We start from the raw sequence: 17,871 nt of genomic DNA, 5'->3' as shown, positions 1-17,871 counted from the left end.
TCAGTCGGCGCGCTTGCCGGTCTCTGGGTCGAAGAAATGCAGCCGGTGCGCCGGCAGCGCGGCCGGCAGCAGATCGCCGCGCGGCGGGCGGTCGCCGTGCGGCAGACGCACCGCGACGTCGTGCTTGCCCCAGCGGCCGTGCACGAGGTTGTCCGCGCCCAGCAGCTCGCACGAATCGACGACGAGCGGCGCCTGCGCGGTACCCGGCTGCGGCGTCATGTGCTCCGGACGCACGCCGAGAATCCAGTCGCGGCCGGTCGCGATCCCGGCGCCGATACCGGGCGCCCCGGCCACCGGCAGGCGCGGGCCGCCGTCCGCCACCTCGAAGCGCGCGCCGTCCTCCGACAGCCGCCCGTGCAGCAGGTTCATCGCCGGCGAACCGATGAACCCCGCGACGAAGGTGGTCGCCGGCTTCTCGTAGACGTCGACGGGCGCGCCGATCTGTTCCGCGTAGCCGCGGTTCATCACGATCACGCGCTGCGCGAGCGTCATGGCCTCGATCTGGTCGTGCGTCACGTAGACGCTGGTGGTCGCGAGCCGCGCGTGCAGCCGCTGAATCTCCAGGCGCATCTGCACGCGCAGCTTCGCGTCGAGATTCGACAGCGGCTCGTCGAACAGGAACACCGCCGGCTCGCGCACGATCGCGCGTCCCATCGCGACCCGCTGCCGCTGGCCGCCCGACAGCTCGCGCGGCCGCCGCTGCAGCAGCGGCTCGAGTTCGAGGATCTTCGCGGCCGACGCGACGCGCGCGTCGATCGCCGCGCGCTCGATGCCGCGGATCTTGAGTCCGTAGCCCATGTTCTGGGCGACCGTCATGTGCGGATACAGCGCGTAGTTCTGGAACACCATCGCGATGTCGCGATCCTTCGGCTCCAGCGTGTTCACCACCCGCTCGCCGATCGAAATCTCGCCGTCCGACACGGTCTCGAGGCCGGCGATCATCCGCAGCAGCGTCGATTTCCCGCAGCCGGAAGGCCCGACCAGCACGATGAATTCCCCGTCGGCGACCTCCACGTCGATACCGTGCAGCACGTACTGCTTGCCGTCGTAGGTCTTCCTGACGCCCTTCAAGCTCAGCGCAGCCATTCGTCGAAAATCTCCAGTAACGTTTATTTTTCCGAGTCCACGAGGCCGCGCACGAACCAGCGCTGCATCGCGAGCACCACAACCATGGGAGGCAGCATCGCGAGCAGCGTCGCCGCCATCACGCGATGCCATTCGGTCGCGGTGTCGCCGCTCGCGATCATCGTCTTGATTCCGACCACGGCCGTCGACAGCGATGCGTCCGTCGTGATCAGGATCGGCCACAGATACTGATTCCAGCCGTAGATGAAGGTGATCACGAACAGCGCCGCGATGCTGGTCCTCGACAGCGGCAACACCACGTCCCAGAAGAAGCGCAGCGCGCCCGCGCCGTCGATGCGGGCAGCGTCCATCAGTTCGTCCGGCAGCGTCATGAAGAACTGGCGGAACAGGAAGGTGGCGGTCGCCGACGCGATCAGCGGCAGCGTCAGGCCGGCGTAGGTGTTGGACAGATGCAGCGTCGACACCACCTGCACGGTCGGGAAGATCCGCACCTCGACCGGCAGCATGAGCGTGACGAAGATCAGCCAGAACGCGGTGTTGCGAAACGGGAAGCGGAAATACACGATCGCGTAGGCGGACAGGATCGACACCGCGATCTTGCCGACCGCGATCGCGAACGCCATCACGAAGCTGTTGAACAGCAGCACGCCGAACGGCGTCGTGGTGCCGCCGCTGCCGTGGCGCCAGATGTAGGCGATATTCTCGAACAGGTGCGTGCTCGGCACCAGCGACATCGGCACCGTGAACACTTCCTGCGCGTTCATCGTCGCCGCGCAGAAGCCGACGTACACGGGGAACACGATCAGCATGATCCCCGCGGCCAGCACCGCGTGGCAGAAGAAGTCGAAACCCTTGCGATTCTCGATCATGCGTATTGCACCTTGCGTTCGACGAAACGGAACTGCACGACCGTGAGGCCCACCACGATCACCATCAGCACGACCGACTGGGCGCCCGAGCTGCCGATGTCGAGCCCCTGGAAGCCTTCGGCGAAGATCTTGTAGATCAGGGTCTTGGTGCTTTGCGCCGGACCGCCCTGGGTGGCGGCATCGATCACCGGGAAAGTGTCGAAGAACGCATAGACCAGGTTCACGACCAGCAGGAAGAAGCTGGTCGGCGACAAGAGCGGCAACGCGATGTTGAAGAAGCGCCGCACCGGGCCCGCGCCGTCGATCGCGGCCGCCTCGATCAGCGAGCGCGGGATCGCCTGCAGCCCGGCATAGAAGAACAGGAAGTTGTAGCTGACCTGCTTCCAGACCGACGCGAGCACGACCAGGAACATCGCCTGGCCGCCGTTCAGCGCATGGTTCCAGACGATGCCGTACTTCGCGAGCCCATACGTGATGATGCCGATGCTCGGATTGAACAGAAACGCCCACAGCACGGCGGCAATGGTCGGGGCGACCGCGTAAGGCCAGATCAGCAGCGTGCGATAAACCCGCGCGCCGCGTATCACGCGATCGGCGCACGCGGCGAGCAGCAGCGATACGAGCAGCCCGCACACGGTCACGAGCGTGCTGAACACGAGCGTCGTCTTGAAGGAATCGAGGTACAGCGGATCGGCGAACAGGTGCGCGAAGTTGTCGAAGCCGACGAACTCGCTGGACGTGCCGAATGCATCCTGCGACTGGGTCGACTGCCACAGCGCCTCGCCGGCGGGCCACAGGAAGAACAGCGCGGTGATCGCGAGCTGCGGTGCGATCAGCAGATAGGGCAGCACGCTCGTGCCGAAGCGGGAACGGGATTGCATCGAAAGGACTCCGATCGAGCGTCAAACGAAACAGGCCACCGGCCCGCGCCGCCGCGCCTCGTCACCGACGCAGGCGGGCGGCGCCGCGGCGCGGCGGCGGGCGGGTTCAGCTGCCGGACTTCTCGAACCGGCGCAACAGGTCGTCGCCGCGCGACACCGCGGAATCGAGCGCGGCCTTCGGCGTCTTCTTCTGCGCCCAGACCTGCTCCAGCTCCTCGTCGATGATCGTGCGGATCTGCGGCATGTTGCCGAGCCGCAGCCCCTTCGTGTAAGGCAGCGGCGGCTTGTTCAGCATCTGCTTGATCGCGGTGTCGGTGCCCGGATTCTTCGCGTAGAAGCCCTGTTCGCGCGTGAGGTCGTAGGCGGCCGTCGTCACCGGCAGGTAGCCCGTGTCCTGGTGCCACTTCGCGGCCACGGCGGGCGAGCTCAGGTACGCGAGGAACTTCGCGACGCCCTTGTAGGTGGCCGGATCCTTGCCCGCCAGCACCCACAGGCTCGCACCGCCGATGATCGCGTTCTGCGGCGCGCCCTTGACGTTCGCGTCATACGGCATCATGCCGGTGCCGAACTCGAACTTCGCGTACTTGCGGATCGTCGCGAGCGAACCCGACGAGCCGGTCATGATCCCGCAGTCGCCGCTGTAGAACTTCGAGGACGCCTCGTCCTTGCGGCCCACGTAGGTGAACGTGCCGTCCTTCGCCATGTCCTGCAGGAACTGGATATGCGCGATCTGCTGCGGCTTGTTGAATTCGAGCACCGCATCGGTGCCGTCGAAGCCGTTGTTGCGGCTCGCGAACGGCAGCGCATGCCACGCGCTGTAGTTCTCGAGCTGAATCCAGCCTTGCCAGCCGGTCGTATAGCCGCATGCGTAACCCGCCTTGCGCAGTTTCTCGGCATCGGCCTTCACGTCCGCCCAGGTCTTGGGCGGCTGGTTCGGATCGAGGCCCGCCTTCTTGAACGCGTCCTTGTTGTAGTACAGGACGGGCGTCGAACTGTTGAAAGGCATCGACACCAGGCGGCCCGTCTTCGCATCGCTGTAGTAGCTCGAGATCGTCGGCACGAAGGTCTTTTCGTCGAGCGGCACGCCGGCCTGCTTGAACACGTCGGAGACCGGGAGGACCGCCTTCTTCGCCTGCATCATCGTCGCGGTGCCCACTTCGTACACCTGCAGGATCGCCGGCGCGTTGCCGCCGCGGTACGCGGCGATGCCGGCGGCCAGCGCCTGGTCGTAGGTGCCCTTGTAGACGGGCACGATCTTGTAGTCGCTTTGCGACGCGTTGAATTGCGCGGCAATATCGTTGACGCGCTCGCCGAGCGCCGCCTCCATCGCGTGCCAGAACTGGATCTCGGTTGCGGCGAGGGCGGCATGCTGCGCGCCGAACCACATGGCTGAGCCCAGCGCGAGCGAGCGAACCAGCGTCTTGTATTTCATCGACCTATCTCCTTCCTTGGTGGCGGTGCGGGCGCGCATGCGCCGCACCGGTTATGCGCCCGTGGCGAACAAGACCGGGCAGTTTAGTTATCGTCCATGACAAACAGGCGTTGATACTCCTTCAACGCGAAGCGATCGGTCATCCCGGCGATGTAGTGCGCGACGAGGCGCGGCTGCTGCACCGCATCGGACGCGCCGGATGCCTGATAGGCGGGCGGCAGCAGACGCGGATCGCCGATGAACGCGTCGAACAGCCCCTTGACCACCCGCTGGGCCTTGTTCGCCATCCGCATCACGCGGTAATGCCGGTACAGGTTCTTGAACAGAAAGCGCTTGAGCGCCGCCGCCTGGCCGGCGATCTGCTCGCTGTGCGCGACGAGCGGCGGCGCGGCGCGCACGTCGTCGAGCGACGCCGGCGCGGCGCGGGCGAGATTGCGGGTGGTCGCGTCGATCAGATCGACGATCAGCGCATTGATGATCCGACGCACCGTCTCGTGCACCAGACGGCGGCCTTCCAGGTGCGGGTAGTCGACCAGCGCCGCCTCGTAGTGGCCCTGCCACAGCTCGACTTCGGCGAGCTGTTCGATCGAGATCAGCCCCGAACGCAGGCCGTCGTCGACATCGTGGTTGTTGTACGCGATTTCATCGGCGATGTTGGCGATCTGCGCCTCGAGCGACGGCTGCCGCCCCTGCAGGAACCGCTCGCCCAGCTCGCCGAGCTGGCGCGCATGCTCTCGCGAGCAGTGCTTGAGAATGCCCTCGCGGGTCTCGAAGCACAGGTTCAGGCCGTTGAACGCCCCGTAGTGCTCCTCCAGTTCGTCGACGACGGCGAGGCTTTGCAGATTGTGCTCGAAGCCCCCGTGATCGCGCATGCATGCATTGAGCGCATCCTGGCCCGCATGGCCGAACGGCGTATGGCCGAGGTCGTGCGCAAGCGAGATCGCTTCGACGAGATCTTCGTTCAGCCGGAGATTGCGCGCGACCGACCGGGCGATCTGCGCGACTTCGAGGCTGTGCGTGAGACGCGTCCGGAACAGGTCGCCCTCGTGATTCACGAACACCTGGGTCTTGTATTCGAGCCGCCGGAACGCGGTGGAATGGACGATGCGGTCGCGATCGCGCTGGAATTCGGTACGGGCGGCGGGCGGAGCTTCCCGATATCGCCTGCCGCGCGACTGCGACGAGTGCGCGGCATACGGCGCGAGGTGCGCCTCCAGCGCGGCGATGGTCGGCGCGGCCACGGGGCCCGCGGCCGGCGCGCCGGATGCGGCGGCGCGGGTCTGGCGTGGCAATTCGCTGGATGTGTCGCTCACCGTCTCCTCCACGTCTAGGGTGCCGGTCCGGCGGGTGCCTGGATTACCGGATGCTGGCGTCCAGGGTTGCGTAGACCGCGTCGTCCGGTGCCGGGGTGATGATCGTCTCGCCCAGGCGTTTGAGCAGGATGAACTTGATCGAGCCCGCCTCCGCCTTCTTGTCGACGCGCATCAGATCCATGTAGCGCGTCTGCCCGAGTTGCGGGGCCCGGGTCGGCAGGTGCGCGGCCGCGATCACGCGGTTCAGGCGCTCGCGCGACGCTTCGTCGAGATGACCGACGCGCACCGACAGATCGGCCGCCATCGCCATTCCGCAGCCGACTGCCTCGCCGTGCAGCCATTCGCCGTAGCCGAGCCCGGCCTCGATCGCATGGCCGAACGTGTGACCGAAATTGAGGATCGCGCGCAGGCCGCCTTCGCGCTCGTCGGCCGCCACCACGCTGGCCTTGATCTCGCACGAGCGCTTGACCGCCTCGGCCAGCGCGGCCGGCTCGCGGCGATTCAGCGCGGCGACGTTCGCCTCGATCCAGTCGAAGAAATCGGCGTCGGCGATCGCACCCGTCTTGATCACTTCGGCGAGACCCGCCGCCAGCTCGCGCTCGGGCAGCGTGCGCAGCACGCCGATGTCGGCGATCACGGCCTGCGGCTGGTAGAACGCGCCGATCATGTTCTTGCCGAGCGGATGGTTGATGCCGGTCTTGCCGCCCACCGACGAATCGACCTGCGACAGCAGCGTGGTCGGTACCTGGATGAACGGCACGCCGCGCATGTAGCACGCGGCGGCAAAACCCGTCATGTCGCCGACGACACCGCCGCCGAGCGCGATCAGCGTCGTCTTGCGATCCGCGCGCTCCGTGAGGAGACCGTCGAAAATGAGGTTGAGGGTGGCCCAGTTCTTGTGCGCCTCGCCGTCCGGAAGCACGACTGTCGACACCTGTTTGCCCAGCGGGGCCAGCGCCGCGCGCAGCGCATCGCCGTACAGCGGATCGACGGTCGTGTTGGTGACGATCGTGACGGACGCGCCGGCGATGTGCGGGGCGAACAGTTCGGTGCGGCCGATCAGATCGGCGCCGATGTGGATCGGGTAGGCGCGCTCGCCCAGGTCGACATTGACAGTAATCATGCTTGTAGTGGCTTGGCGACGATGCCCGCCATCTCGAGCTGCATCAGCACCATGTTGACGAGCCCGTTGACGGACGGCCGGCCGGTTTCGATGACGAAATGCGCGCATTCGCGATACAGCGGATCGCGCGCTTCGTAGAGCGCCTCGAGCTTCGCTTTCGGATCGTCCGTCTGCAGCAGCGGGCGATTCTTGTCCTTGCGGGTGCGCAGCCAGAGATCGTGCGGATTGGCGCGCAGATAAACGACGAGGCCGCGCGAATTCAGGTATGTGCGATTTTCCTCGCGCAGGATCGCGCCGCCGCCCGTCGCAATCACGACGTTCTCGCGTTGCGTCAGCTCATCGATCATCTGCGCCTCGCGCTCGCGGAATCCGGCTTCGCCCTCGAGTTCGAAGATCACGGGAACGCGCGCGCCGGTACGGGCCTCGATTTCGTGATCGGAATCGAAGAACGGCCTGTCGAGACGGCGCGCGACCGCCCGGCCCACGGTGGTTTTACCCGCCCCCATGAGTCCGACGAAAAATACGTTTGCGTGTGAGTCCCGCGCTTGCAACGGCTTCCTCTGCTTCAATTCTTACTGGTGTGGCGCAGCTTACTGGCAAAGCGGCCGCCTTGTCGAGCCTGGGTCGATCGGGTTTCAGGGGCCCGTTACCACCCTCGGCGTGATGTAAACCACGAGTTCGCCACGTTGCTCCCGTTGTGCCCGATGCCGGAAAAGCGCGCCCAGAATCGGTATTTTGCCCAACAGCGGCACCCGAGTCAGATCGTCGCGGACGTCACTCGCGTAGATGCCCCCGATCGACACCGTTCCGCCATTTTCCACCTCCACGCGGGTTTGCACATGCTTCGTGTGAATGGCCGGTCCGGAGGCCGTCTGCTCGCCGACGCTGTCCTTCGCCACGTCGAGATCGAGGATTACCCGCCCGTCGGGCGTGATCTGCGGCTCCACCTCCAGCTTGAGCGTCGCGCGGCGGAACTGGACGCCCGACATGCCGTTGCCGACCTTGGCCTGGTAAGGCAGTTCGGTCCCCTGTTCGACGATCGCCCGGGTCCGGTCCGCCGTGACGACCCGCGGACTCGACACGATCTGCCCGCGTCCATCCGCCTCCAGCGCACTCAATTCGAGATCGAGCACGCGGCTCGCGCCGGCCGCAAAAAGCGTCAGACCCGCCGTCGCCGCATCGAACCCCGCCAGCGGCCGGGCGGACAGGTCGACCAACGATCCGCCGTGCGCGGCGCGCAGCGCGAGCCGCACGCCGAGGTGGCGGGAAAAGCCCCGCTCGCCTTCGACGATCCGGGCCTCGATCAGGACCTGGCGCGACGGCTGGTCAAGCTGAGCGACGAGATCCGCGATCTGCGCGACGCGCGCCGCCACATCGGTGACGAACAGCAGGTTGGTCCTCGGATCGGCCAGCACGGCGCCGCGCTTCGACAGGATCCGCTGCCCGCCGGCGCCGGACAGCAGGCGCTGAACCTCGGCGGCACGTGGGTAGTGCAGCAGGAAGGTGCGGCTCACGAGCGGCTCGAGTTCGGCCGCCCGGGCATGCGCCTCGAAACGCTGACGCTCGCGGGCCGCCAGCTCCGCGACCGGCGCGACCCAGATCACCCGCCCGCGCCGCGCCATCGCCAGCCCGTTGGCATCCAGCAGCGCATCGAACGCGCTGCGCCACCCGACATTATTCAGACGTAACGACACGTTGCCGCGCACCTGTTCGCTGACGACGATGTCGAGACCGGTGAAGCGGGCAAACGCGTCGAATGCGGCGGCAAGGCTCGCGTCATGCAGATGCAGCGAGATGGGGCGATCGTCGTCCGACGAGCCCGCCGCGGATTCGCCATCGCGCCCGCCGAGCGAATCGCTCATCCGCGCCGCCGGCGCCAGCGGAACCGGCGGCCCTTCCAGCATCTCCGTGCCGGCGCCGCCCGAAGCCGCCGCGGCTCCATCGCCGGCCAGGCGCGCGGCGGAGTCATCGACCGACGTCGCGGCCCCCGGCAGACCGCCGCCCCGCCCGACCGGCGCGGCATCGACGTCCGCTTCGTTCGAGTACGGCGCGAGCCCCGCCGAGCCGAGCGCACCGTCGACCGGCATGCCGGCCGGCAACGGCGGCAGCCCAACGGCGAAGACCTCCGCAGCGCCCAGCGCGCACCCGATCCAGATCAACAAGCGCACCCGGATCATCCCGCCTCCGCCATCGACACCCGTCGCGTGCTGCCCGGCTTCGCCAGCGTCACCCCGCCGATATCGATCCTCGCGATCCGTTCGTCGCCGAACCGCTGGCCTTCCGCGATCAGCCAAGCGCTGTCGTCCAATTCGAACATCGCCAGACCGAGGCGTCGATCCCGCAGCACGCCGACCAGCCGTGCCGAGGGGCCCGCCCCCGTCGACGTGTCGGCGAACGGATCGACGTGACCCAGACCGCCCCGGTCCGCCACGACCTCGCCCCTCCCCGGCGGCAACGCCGCAAACACGGCCAACCGGACCTCGATGACGCCTGCCCGCCCCCCACGTTGCACGGTCAGGGCGGCGGGCACGACGAGCACCGGCAACGACGCCAGCCCGGCGACGAACCGCTGAATCGCCGTAAAGTCACCTTCCGCACTCAATTTCAGCCAATCCGCGCGGGGACCGTCGGCCGGTCCGCCGTCATGCGAGACCGCCAGTCGATCCAGTTCGCGTATCCGCAGGCCGCTCGCTTCCGCGAGGTCCGCGAGACGCAACACGAGGCGCGCGAGCACATCGCCCGCCTCGACGGGGCCGGTGCGCCTCGCCGACGCCCGATTCGCCGACGCCGCCGCAAGCAGCCGCCTCGCCTGCAGGTCGCGCACCGCCACTTCGCCCAGCGCGGCGCGGCTGCGCGCAGCGCCACCCCAATCCGCCCGGTTCGCCACGAGCAGGCCACACACGAGCACACCGCACGCGATCGCCGCGCACGCGGCACTACGAACCACGATCTCGACAGGCACGGCGTACCGACCGGCGCCCACGCGGCGCTGGGCAAGCATCGGATTCATGCTCCCTCCCGCGCCACGCCGGCCGCGCGCGCCGGACCGGGCGACGGCCAGCGAATCCGGACCGAAAACGCGAGGGCTCGGCGCTGCCCGGACTCCCTCGCCGACACGGCATGGACGGCTTGCAGCCCCGCCACCTCGAACGTCCAGTCGCCTCGCTCCATCTGGATTTGCCGGAGCCAATGCGTGGCGGCGGCGGGGTCCGCCGCGCTGACCTCGATCGACGCTTCGGATTCGCCCGCGCGAATCGACCGCAACCGCACGCCGTCGTAGCGCACGCGCCGCAGCAGGTCGAACAGATCGAGCACCCGCCGACGCGGCGCGGCCCGTTCAAGCGCCTGCGTGCCGCGCATCTGCTCGTCGCGGAACAGACGGGCCGCCTGCTCCGCCGCGACCAGCTGCGGCGCCCATGCCGCGAGCCGCTGCTCGACCTGCCGGCGCTGCGCGTCGAACCGCGCACTTTGCACCGCCCGAGCCGCGCTCCATATCGCCATGGCGGCCAGCCCGACCAGGGCGGCCACCGATATCTCGCAAACGATGCGACGGCGTACCCGCCGCGTATCGCGCGCCCGGTACGGCAGCAGGTTGACCCCGCCGAGCGCCGAACGCCGCTGCTGCAATGCGCGCCTTACGCCATGCCACGGATGCCAGCTCACTCGAACACCCCGCGCAGCGCAAGACCGACCGCGACCGCAAAAGCGGGGGACCGCGCCAGCGCGTCGCCGGCCGGCCGGGCCGGATGACACAGTCCCGCGCATTCGAACGGCAGCACGACGCAGCCCAGCAGATCGGCGACGTCGGCCAATGAGATCCGTGCGCCCCCAAGCAGCTCGGCGTCGCCTGCAACGAACGCGCAACGCGCCGCCCCCGTCTGCGCAAGCCCGCGCAATGCATCCGCCAGATCCGCGTGCTCGGGCGCCGGGTAACAGATCTCGCGCTCCACGCGGCCGGCCGCGACCAGCCAGCCATGCACGCCGCCACAGCCGACCCAGATCGCGAGGTAGGGTTCGCCGACGCTCGCTTCCCGCCGTGCGACGTGGCGAATCGCGCGCAACGCCGCGTAAGGCTCGCCGTCGATCGCGACCAGCGCGACCCCGGCCGATGCGGCCGCCTCCACCCGCGTATCGACATGCGCCCGCGCCGTGGCCACGACCGTCGCCGCGCCCGGCCCCTCGACTCGCCAGTCCAGCGCAAGCGCATCGCGCGCCTGCCCCGTGGCCCGCTCGGCCGCCGCGAGCGCCGCCGGCTCGACATGCGCATGCGCGCCGTCGCGCAGCGCCATGCGATGCAGATCGAGCGACGCGAGCGTCAGCGCGGCGCGAGGCAGCGCCATCACGCCATGCAATGCGCTTCGGCACCGCGCGCTCCGCACCCGGTCCATCGCCGCGGACAACGCGCGCGCCACCGCCGCCCAATCCCCGTCGCCCGTCACGGCGAACGCCCCGGCGGGCAGCGGCTCGACCGCGAGCGCATCTACCCGCACCCGGCTGCGCGACACACGCCGCCGGCTCAACACCGCGACCCGCACCGCACGCGGACTCACGTCGATCCCCGCCGCGAAACGGCGGCCGACCGACAATAACGAACGTCGCTCTCGCATTCCTTCCCTCCGATTCGCGCCCCCTCGGATGGGGGCGCCGCATGAAGGCAATTCTGCGAAAACCGGGCCACGGCGGGCAGTCGGCCGAACGGCCAACGCGCGCCGATCCGCACGGGAACGCGCTACATTGGCCGCATACGCGATGCCGCCCCGCCGAAATCCGGCGGGGCGGCCGGCCGTCGGGAGCGCTCGGACCGGACGGCTATAATCGCGGGACTGTTTTTTGGTGTGCCTATGCAATCCACGACTCCTACGTCCCCGCCTCCCGCGCCCGAACCGCGCAAGCGCCCGCTATGGATGAAGCTGCTGCTCGGCTTTGCCGGCGTGTGCGTCGCGCTCGGCGTCTGCGCCGGGCTGGTGCTCGGCTACGCGCTCGTTGTCGCGTCGCCGAACCTGCCGTCGCTCGATGCGCTGACCGACTACCGTCCGAAGGTACCGCTGCGCATCTATACGGCCGATCACGTGCTGATCGGCGAGTTCGGCGAGGAACGGCGCGACATCGTCCATATCCAGGACGTGCCCGACTCGCTGAAGAAAGCCGTGCTCGCGATCGAGGATGCGCGCTTCTACGATCACGGCGGCGTCGACCTGACAGGCATCCTGCGCGCGGGCTTCGTCGCGCTGACGAACGGCCATGCGACCCAGGGCGCGAGCACGATCACGATGCAGGTCGCGCGCAACTTCTTCCTGTCGAGCGAAAAGACCTATACGCGCAAGATCTACGAAATGCTGCTCGCCTACCGGATCGAGCGCGCGCTGACAAAGGATCAGATTCTCGAGGTCTACATGAATCAGATCTATCTGGGCCAGCGCGCGTACGGCTTCGCGAGCGCCGCGCGCGTGTATTTCGGCAAGGATCTGAAGGACCTGACGCTCGCGGAGGCGGCGATGCTCGCCGGGCTGCCGAAGGCGCCGTCCGCGTACAACCCGGTCGTGAACCCGAAGCGCGCGAAGGTGCGGCAGGAATACATCCTCCAACGGATGCTCGAACTGAACTTCATCACCCGCGACCAATACGACGATGCGATCAAGCAGCCGCTGGTCGTCAAGGGCGCGAGCCGCGAATACAGCGTGCACGCTGAATACGTCGCGGAAATGGTGCGCCAGATGATGTACGCGCAGTACAAGGACGAGACCTACACGCGCGGCTTCAACGTCGTGACGACGATCGACTCGGCCGACCAGACCGTCGCCTACCGCTCGCTGCGCAAGGGCCTCATGGACTACGAGCGCCGCCACGGCTATCGCGGGCCGGAAGGGTTCATCGAGCTGCCCGCGAGCACCGACGACCGCGAGCAGGCGATCGACGACGCACTGCTCGAACACCCGGACAACGGCGAGCTGATCGCGGCCGTCGTCACCGACGCGAACCCGCGCCAGATCCAGGTCACCTTCGTCGACGGCAGCACCGCGACGATCGACGGCGACAACCTGCGCTTCGCGTCCGGCTCGCTGTCGGCCAACGCGCAGCCGAGCCGGCGGATCCGGCCGGGCGCGATCGTTCGCGTCGTGAAGAACGACAACGGCCAGTGGGCGATCACGCAGTTGCCGCAGGTCGAAGGCGCGTTCATCTCGATCGTGCCGCAGGACGGTTCGATCCGCTCGCTGGTGGGCGGCTTCGACTTCAACAAGAACAAGTTCAATCACGTCACGCAGGCGTGGCGGCAGCCGGGTTCGTCGTTCAAGCCGTTCATCTACTCGGCGTCGCTCGACAAGGGGCTCGGGCCGGCCACCATCATCAACGACGGCCCGCTGTATTTCAGCGCGGCCGAAACGGGCGGTCAGCCATGGGAGCCGAAGAACTACGGCGGCGGCTTCGAAGGCCCGATGTCGATGCGGACCGCGCTGCAGCGCTCGCGCAACCTCGTGTCGATCCGGATCCTGAATCACATCGGCACGAAGTATGCGCAGCAGTACATCACCCGCTTCGGCTTCGACGCCGATCGTCATCCGGCCTATCTGCCGATGGCGCTCGGCGCGGGTCTCGTCACGCCGCTGCAGATGGCCGGCGCGTTCTCGGTGTTCGCGAACGGCGGCTACCGGGTCAATCCGTATCTGATCGCCGAAGTCACCGATCCGAGCGGCAACGTGGTCGTGCGCGCGCAGCCGCTCGTCGCCGAACAGAACGCGCCGCGCGTGCTCGACCCGCGCAATGCCTTCGTGATGAACAGCTTGCTGCAGAGCGTCGCGCAGCGCGGCACCGGCGCAAAGACGAACGTGCTGAAACGCACCGATCTGGGCGGCAAGACCGGCACGACCAACGATTCGCGCGATGCATGGTTCGCGGGCTACCAGCACACGCTCGCGGCCATCGCCTGGATCGGCTACGACAGTCCGCGCAGCCTCGGCGACCGCGAAACCGGCGGCGGTCTCGCATTGCCGGTGTGGATCGACTACATGGCCCCGGCGCTGAAGAACGTCCCGGAATACCGGATGCCGACGCCGGACGGTGTCGAAACACTCGGCAACGAACTGTATTTCAGCGAGTTCACGCCGGGCCATGGATTCGTCGCGACCGTCGGCGTGAGCCAAGCGGCGTCGCCGGACGATGCGTCGGGCCCGGTTCCCGAGCATGTCGGCGAGCAGGAAAAGCAGGACATCATGAACCTGTTCCGCGGCAACTGACGCCGCCCCGGAAAACGGAAAAAGCGGCCCGCGGGCCGCTTTTTCTTTCATGACCGCCATCACGCGCGCCGCCCCCGCTACCGGAGGCCGGCTTCACGCAACTCAGGCGCCGAACTTCACCGGCATGCCCGCCTGCTGCGTCGCATAGTCGGTCATCGCCGCGTAGAACTCCCGGCCGCTGCGCGTATCGTGCCAAGCGCCCTCGGTGTAGCGGAAATGGAAACCGCCCGCCTTCGCGGCGATCCATACCTCTTTCATCGGCGGCTGAAGATTCACGATGATCTTCGAACCGTTTTCGAACGTGAGCGTCAGCACGCTGCCGTTACGCTCCAGGTCGATATCGGCGTCGCCTTCGTTGGCATCGTCGACCGCGCGCTCGACGGCGGCCAGCACGGCCTCGGCTCGGGTCAGGTATTCAGTGTCGGACATGCTAAACTCTATCGATTCAATTGTTTAGGGACGATCATGCGAGTCGTTTTCCAGATGAGCGCGATTGTAGCGGCTTTGGCGCTTGCCGGCTGCGGTCAAAACGGCGCGCTTTACCTGCCCACCGTGCCGCCTCTGCCGCCCAAACCGATCGAACAGATGCAGCCGTCGCCGTCCGATGTGGCGCCCGACGCCGAAACGGCCTCGGCCCGCAGCGGCACCGCTCCCGATGTATCCGGCACGCCGCTCACGCTGTCGCCCGAACTGGCGCCGCAAGGCGTGCTGCGCACGGCGCCCGCCCCGGCCTCCGATGCCACCCCCGCTCAATAATCGCGCATGACTCAAGCCGCTTTTGATTTCGTCGACGGCACGCTGCACGCCGAAGGCATCCCTGCAGACAAGCTCGCCGAACATTTCGACACCCCGCTGTTCGTCTATTCGCGCGCGGCGCTGACGGCCGCTTACCGTGCTTACGCCGATGCATGCGAGGGTCGCCGCGCGGCCATCCACGTCGCCGTCAAGGCAAACAGCAACCTCGGCGTGCTGAACGTGTTCGCCCGGCTCGGCGCAGGCTTCGACATCGTGTCGGGCGGCGAGCTGGCCCGCGTGCTGGCAGCCGGCGGCAAGGCGGAACACACGGTGTTTTCCGGCGTGGGCAAGAGCGCCGACGAAATGCGCGTCGCGCTCGAAGCGGGCGTCAAATGCTTCAACGTCGAATCGATTCCCGAGCTCGATCGCCTGAACGCGGTCGCGGGCGCGCTCGGCAAGCGCGCGCCGGTATCGCTGCGCGTGAACCCGGATGTCGATCCGAAAACCCACCCGTATATCTCGACCGGTCTCAAGGCGAACAAGTTCGGCGTCGCGTTCGGCGATGCGCGCGCCACCTATCGTGCCGCCGCCGCGCTGCCCAATCTGCACGTCGTCGGCATCGATTGCCATATCGGTTCGCAGATCACCGAACTCAGTCCGTATCTCGACGCGATCGACAAGCTGCTCGATCTCGTCGAACAGATCGAAGCCGACGGCGTGAAGATCCATCACGTCGATGTCGGCGGCGGCCTCGGCATCGCCTACGACGACGAAACGCCGCCCGAGATCGGCGCGTTCGTACGCGCGTTGCTCGAACGGATCGACGCGCGCGGCCACGGCCATCGTGAAGTGTTCTTCGAACCGGGCCGTTCGCTGACGGGCAATGCAGGCATCCTGCTGACCCGGGTCGAATTCCTGAAGCCGGGCGAGGACAAGAATTTCGCGATCGTCGACGCCGCGATGAACGATCTCGCCCGTCCGGCGATGTACCAGGCGTTTCACGCGATCGAGGCCGTGAAGCCGCGCAGCGACCTCGCGCCGACGGTGTACGACGTGGTCGGCCCCGTGTGCGAAAGCGGCGACTGGCTGGGCCGCGACCGCGCGCTCGCGCTGGAGCCGGGCGATCTGCTCGCGATCCGCTCGGCGGGCGCGTACGGTTTCACGATGAGTTCGAACTACAACACCCGCCCGCGCGCGGCCGAAGTGCTGGTCGACGACGCGAACGCGTACCTGGTGCGGCCGCGCGAGACGATCGAAAGCCTGTTCGAAAACGAAGCGATCCTGCCGGACAACGAGTAGGCGCGCCGCCGCATACGACGGCCGGCACAGGAAAAGGCGATGCCCCTCAAGGTCATCGCCTTTTTTCATTGCCGCGTCGGTAGCCGCTAGATGCGCCGCGTGCGCTGCCGCGCCCATCCGATCATCCGCCATCCAAGCAACACGAGCACGATCGCGCCGTACAGCTTCGGCAGCGCGAGATCGTGCTTGCCGGCCTTCATCCACCAGAAATGCAGCACGGCGAGCAGCGCGATCGCGTAGATCGTCTGGTGCAGCGTCGACCAGTGGCGCCCCAGACGCCGCACCATCGCGCGCGGCGAGGTCGCGGCAAGCGGAATCAGCAACACGAACGCGGCGAATCCCACCGTGATGAACGGCCGCTTCACCACATCCTTCGCGATCGCCAGGATGTCGAACCACTTATCGAACCAGAGATAGGTCGTGAAGTGGAGCGTCGCGTAGAAAAACGCATAGAGCCCCAGCATGCGCCTGAATCGCAGCAGTGCCGGATAGCCGGTCAGACGCCGCAGCGGCGTGACGGCCAACGTGATGCACAGAAACACGAGCGTCCAGAGGCCGGTCGAGCGGGTCACGAATTCCACCGGATTCGCGCCGAGCCGGTCGGTCGCGCCGAACAGCACGACACGGGCGAGCGGATACAGGCACGCGACGAATACCGCGATTTTCGCGGGCACGACCCAGCGCGGCGCCGTGCCGGAACGTACCGATGCGCGGCGGGGCGAAGCGGGGTCCGCCAGCGCGGACCGTTGCATATCGTTCTGCATGCGCCGCCCTCAGAAATATGTCTTCAGGTCCATGCCCTGATACATCGACGCGACCCATTCCCCATAGCCGTTGAACATCAGCGTCTTGCGCTTCGGCGTGAAAAAACCGTCGTCGCCGATGCGCCGCTCGGTCGCCTGGCTCCAGCGCGGATGATCCACATTCGGATTGACGTTCGAATAGAAGCCGTATTCCTTCGGGGCATAGCTATTCCAGCTCGTCGGCGGCTGTTGCTCGACGAAGCGGATCTTGACGATCGACTTCGCGCTCTTGAAGCCGTATTTCCACGGCACGACGATCCGGATCGGCGCGCCGTTCTGGTTGGGCAGCACCTGGCCATAGACGCCCATCGTCAGTAGCGTCAACGGATTCATCGCTTCATCGAGGCGCAGCCCCTCGGAGTACGGCCAGTCGAGAATCGGCGTCGCCAGCCCCGGCATCCGCGACGGGTCGGCGAGCGTGATGAACTGCACGTATTTCGCGTTGCCGGTCGGCTGCACGCGCTTGATCAGCTCCGCGAGCGGCACGCCGATCCACGGAATCACCATCGACCAGCCTTCGACGCAGCGCAACCGGTACACCCGCTCCTCCAGCGGCGCGAGCTTCAGCAGTTCGTCGAGATCGTAGACCTTCGGATTCTTCACCGCGCCTTCGACGCTCACGCGCCAGGGCCTCGGACGCAGCGTGCTCGCGTTCTGCGCGGGATCGCTCTTGTCGGTGCCGAATTCGTAGAAGTTGTTGTAGGTGGTGATGTCCTTGTACGGCGTGACCTTATCGGCGACGACGAATTTCGGATTGGTGCGCGCCGCGAGCTTCTGGGCGCTCGCGTCCGGCGAACCGTACGCGGCGAACGCTCGCCCGCTCGCGCCGAGCAGGCCGCCGGCCGCCATGGCGCCCGCCGCCTGGACGATCCGGCGGCGCTGTTCGAACACGGCCTGCGGCGTGATTTCGCTGCGGGGGATGTCATCGCCGGCCATCGCCGAGCGCTGCGTATGCTTGATCAACATGCTGATGCTCCATTTTGCCCGGTTCGGCGGACTGCCTCGTCGAGCGTTCGACCCACTCTCGCGCCAGCCGTTCTGCAGCGTCACGCCGAACCCGGCCGTGCAAGAAAAAACCGCCGGGCACGAAGTGCGGCG

General features: G+C 67.4%; 17 protein-coding genes. 3 read left to right on the top strand and 14 right to left on the bottom strand.

Annotated elements, in window-relative coordinates; translation table 11 throughout:
- From RZR99_RS22090 to pilM, 11 genes are all read right to left on the bottom strand, one after another.
- On the bottom strand, positions 1–1,086 hold the full coding sequence (locus RZR99_RS22090; protein WP_323121899.1) for a sn-glycerol-3-phosphate import ATP-binding protein UgpC: 1,086 nt from the start codon (positions 1,084–1,086) through the stop codon (positions 1–3).
- 23 nt (positions 1,087–1,109) lie between these two features.
- A complete protein-coding gene (gene ugpE / locus RZR99_RS22085) occupies positions 1,110–1,955 on the bottom strand; it encodes a sn-glycerol-3-phosphate ABC transporter permease UgpE (RefSeq protein WP_323121898.1) in 846 nt (281 codons plus the stop codon).
- Positions 1,952–2,836 (bottom strand): sn-glycerol-3-phosphate ABC transporter permease UgpA, encoded by an 885-nt coding sequence (ugpA, locus tag RZR99_RS22080; RefSeq protein ID WP_323121897.1) that lies wholly within the window; start codon positions 2,834–2,836, stop codon positions 1,952–1,954. The genes ugpE and ugpA overlap by 4 nt, the downstream gene beginning before the upstream one ends.
- 106 nt (positions 2,837–2,942) lie before the next feature.
- Positions 2,943–4,268: a sn-glycerol-3-phosphate ABC transporter substrate-binding protein UgpB gene (gene ugpB / locus RZR99_RS22075; protein ID WP_323121896.1), complete on the bottom strand. Its 1,326-nt coding sequence runs from the start codon at positions 4,266–4,268 to the stop codon at positions 2,943–2,945.
- 83 nt (positions 4,269–4,351) lie between these two features.
- Positions 4,352–5,581: a deoxyguanosinetriphosphate triphosphohydrolase gene (locus tag RZR99_RS22070; RefSeq protein ID WP_407655488.1), complete on the bottom strand. Its 1,230-nt coding sequence runs from the start codon at positions 5,579–5,581 to the stop codon at positions 4,352–4,354.
- A 43-nt stretch (positions 5,582–5,624) separates the two neighbouring features.
- Positions 5,625–6,704 carry a 3-dehydroquinate synthase gene (aroB, locus tag RZR99_RS22065; protein ID WP_323121895.1) on the bottom strand — a complete coding sequence of 360 codons (1,080 nt, stop codon included), beginning with the start codon at positions 6,702–6,704 and terminating at the stop codon, positions 5,625–5,627.
- Positions 6,701–7,255 carry a shikimate kinase gene (locus RZR99_RS22060; protein WP_323121997.1) on the bottom strand — a complete coding sequence of 185 codons (555 nt, stop codon included), beginning with the start codon at positions 7,253–7,255 and terminating at the stop codon, positions 6,701–6,703. The genes aroB and RZR99_RS22060 overlap by 4 nt, the downstream gene beginning before the upstream one ends.
- Positions 7,256–7,339: 84 nt before the next feature.
- Entirely contained in the window at positions 7,340–8,881 is a 1,542-nt protein-coding gene (locus RZR99_RS22055) for a type IV pilus secretin PilQ (RefSeq protein WP_323121894.1), read from the bottom strand.
- Entirely contained in the window at positions 8,878–9,714 is an 837-nt protein-coding gene (locus RZR99_RS22050) for a hypothetical protein (RefSeq protein WP_323121893.1), read from the bottom strand. Before RZR99_RS22050 ends, RZR99_RS22055 begins: the two co-directional genes overlap by 4 nt.
- Complete coding sequence (locus tag RZR99_RS22045; RefSeq protein WP_323121892.1) at positions 9,711–10,331, bottom strand: fimbrial protein; 621 nt, start codon at positions 10,329–10,331, stop codon at positions 9,711–9,713. The genes RZR99_RS22050 and RZR99_RS22045 overlap by 4 nt, the downstream gene beginning before the upstream one ends.
- 32 nt (positions 10,332–10,363) lie before the next feature.
- Positions 10,364–11,311: a pilus assembly protein PilM gene (pilM, locus tag RZR99_RS22040; RefSeq protein ID WP_323121891.1), complete on the bottom strand. Its 948-nt coding sequence runs from the start codon at positions 11,309–11,311 to the stop codon at positions 10,364–10,366.
- Between the two features lie 234 nt (positions 11,312–11,545).
- Here pilM and RZR99_RS22035 point away from each other — a divergent pair, with 234 nt between their 5' ends.
- Positions 11,546–13,936 carry a penicillin-binding protein 1A gene (locus RZR99_RS22035; protein ID WP_323121890.1) on the top strand — a complete coding sequence of 797 codons (2,391 nt, stop codon included), beginning with the start codon at positions 11,546–11,548 and terminating at the stop codon, positions 13,934–13,936.
- A 102-nt stretch (positions 13,937–14,038) separates the two neighbouring features.
- Here the strand turns inward: RZR99_RS22035 and cyaY are convergent, their stop codons facing one another.
- Positions 14,039–14,365 carry an iron donor protein CyaY gene (cyaY, locus tag RZR99_RS22030; protein WP_323121889.1) on the bottom strand — a complete coding sequence of 109 codons (327 nt, stop codon included), beginning with the start codon at positions 14,363–14,365 and terminating at the stop codon, positions 14,039–14,041.
- A gap of 36 nt (positions 14,366–14,401) precedes the next feature.
- Between cyaY and lptM the strand changes: the two genes are divergently transcribed.
- Positions 14,402–14,692 carry an LPS translocon maturation chaperone LptM gene (gene lptM, locus RZR99_RS22025; protein WP_323121888.1) on the top strand — a complete coding sequence of 97 codons (291 nt, stop codon included), beginning with the start codon at positions 14,402–14,404 and terminating at the stop codon, positions 14,690–14,692.
- Between the two features lie 6 nt (positions 14,693–14,698).
- The gene (gene lysA / locus RZR99_RS22020) at positions 14,699–15,970 is read left to right on the top strand and encodes a diaminopimelate decarboxylase (protein ID WP_323121887.1); all 1,272 of its coding nucleotides are present in this window, start codon (positions 14,699–14,701) and stop codon (positions 15,968–15,970) included.
- An 86-nt stretch (positions 15,971–16,056) separates the two neighbouring features.
- Here the strand turns inward: lysA and msrQ are convergent, their stop codons facing one another.
- Positions 16,057–16,734 (bottom strand): protein-methionine-sulfoxide reductase heme-binding subunit MsrQ, encoded by a 678-nt coding sequence (gene msrQ, locus RZR99_RS22015; RefSeq protein WP_323121886.1) that lies wholly within the window; start codon positions 16,732–16,734, stop codon positions 16,057–16,059.
- A gap of 9 nt (positions 16,735–16,743) precedes the next feature.
- Positions 16,744–17,739, bottom strand: a complete 996-nt coding sequence (msrP, locus tag RZR99_RS22010; RefSeq protein WP_323121885.1) for a protein-methionine-sulfoxide reductase catalytic subunit MsrP — start codon at positions 17,737–17,739, stop codon at positions 16,744–16,746.
- Between the last annotated feature and the right edge of the window lie 132 nt (positions 17,740–17,871).

The sequence above is a fragment of the Burkholderia alba genome (assembly GCF_034721475.1).
GTDB lineage: Bacteria > Pseudomonadota > Gammaproteobacteria > Burkholderiales > Burkholderiaceae > Burkholderia > Burkholderia alba.
Note: the sequence above shows the minus strand (reverse complement) of the source record. Positions and strands in the feature narration are given on the sequence as shown.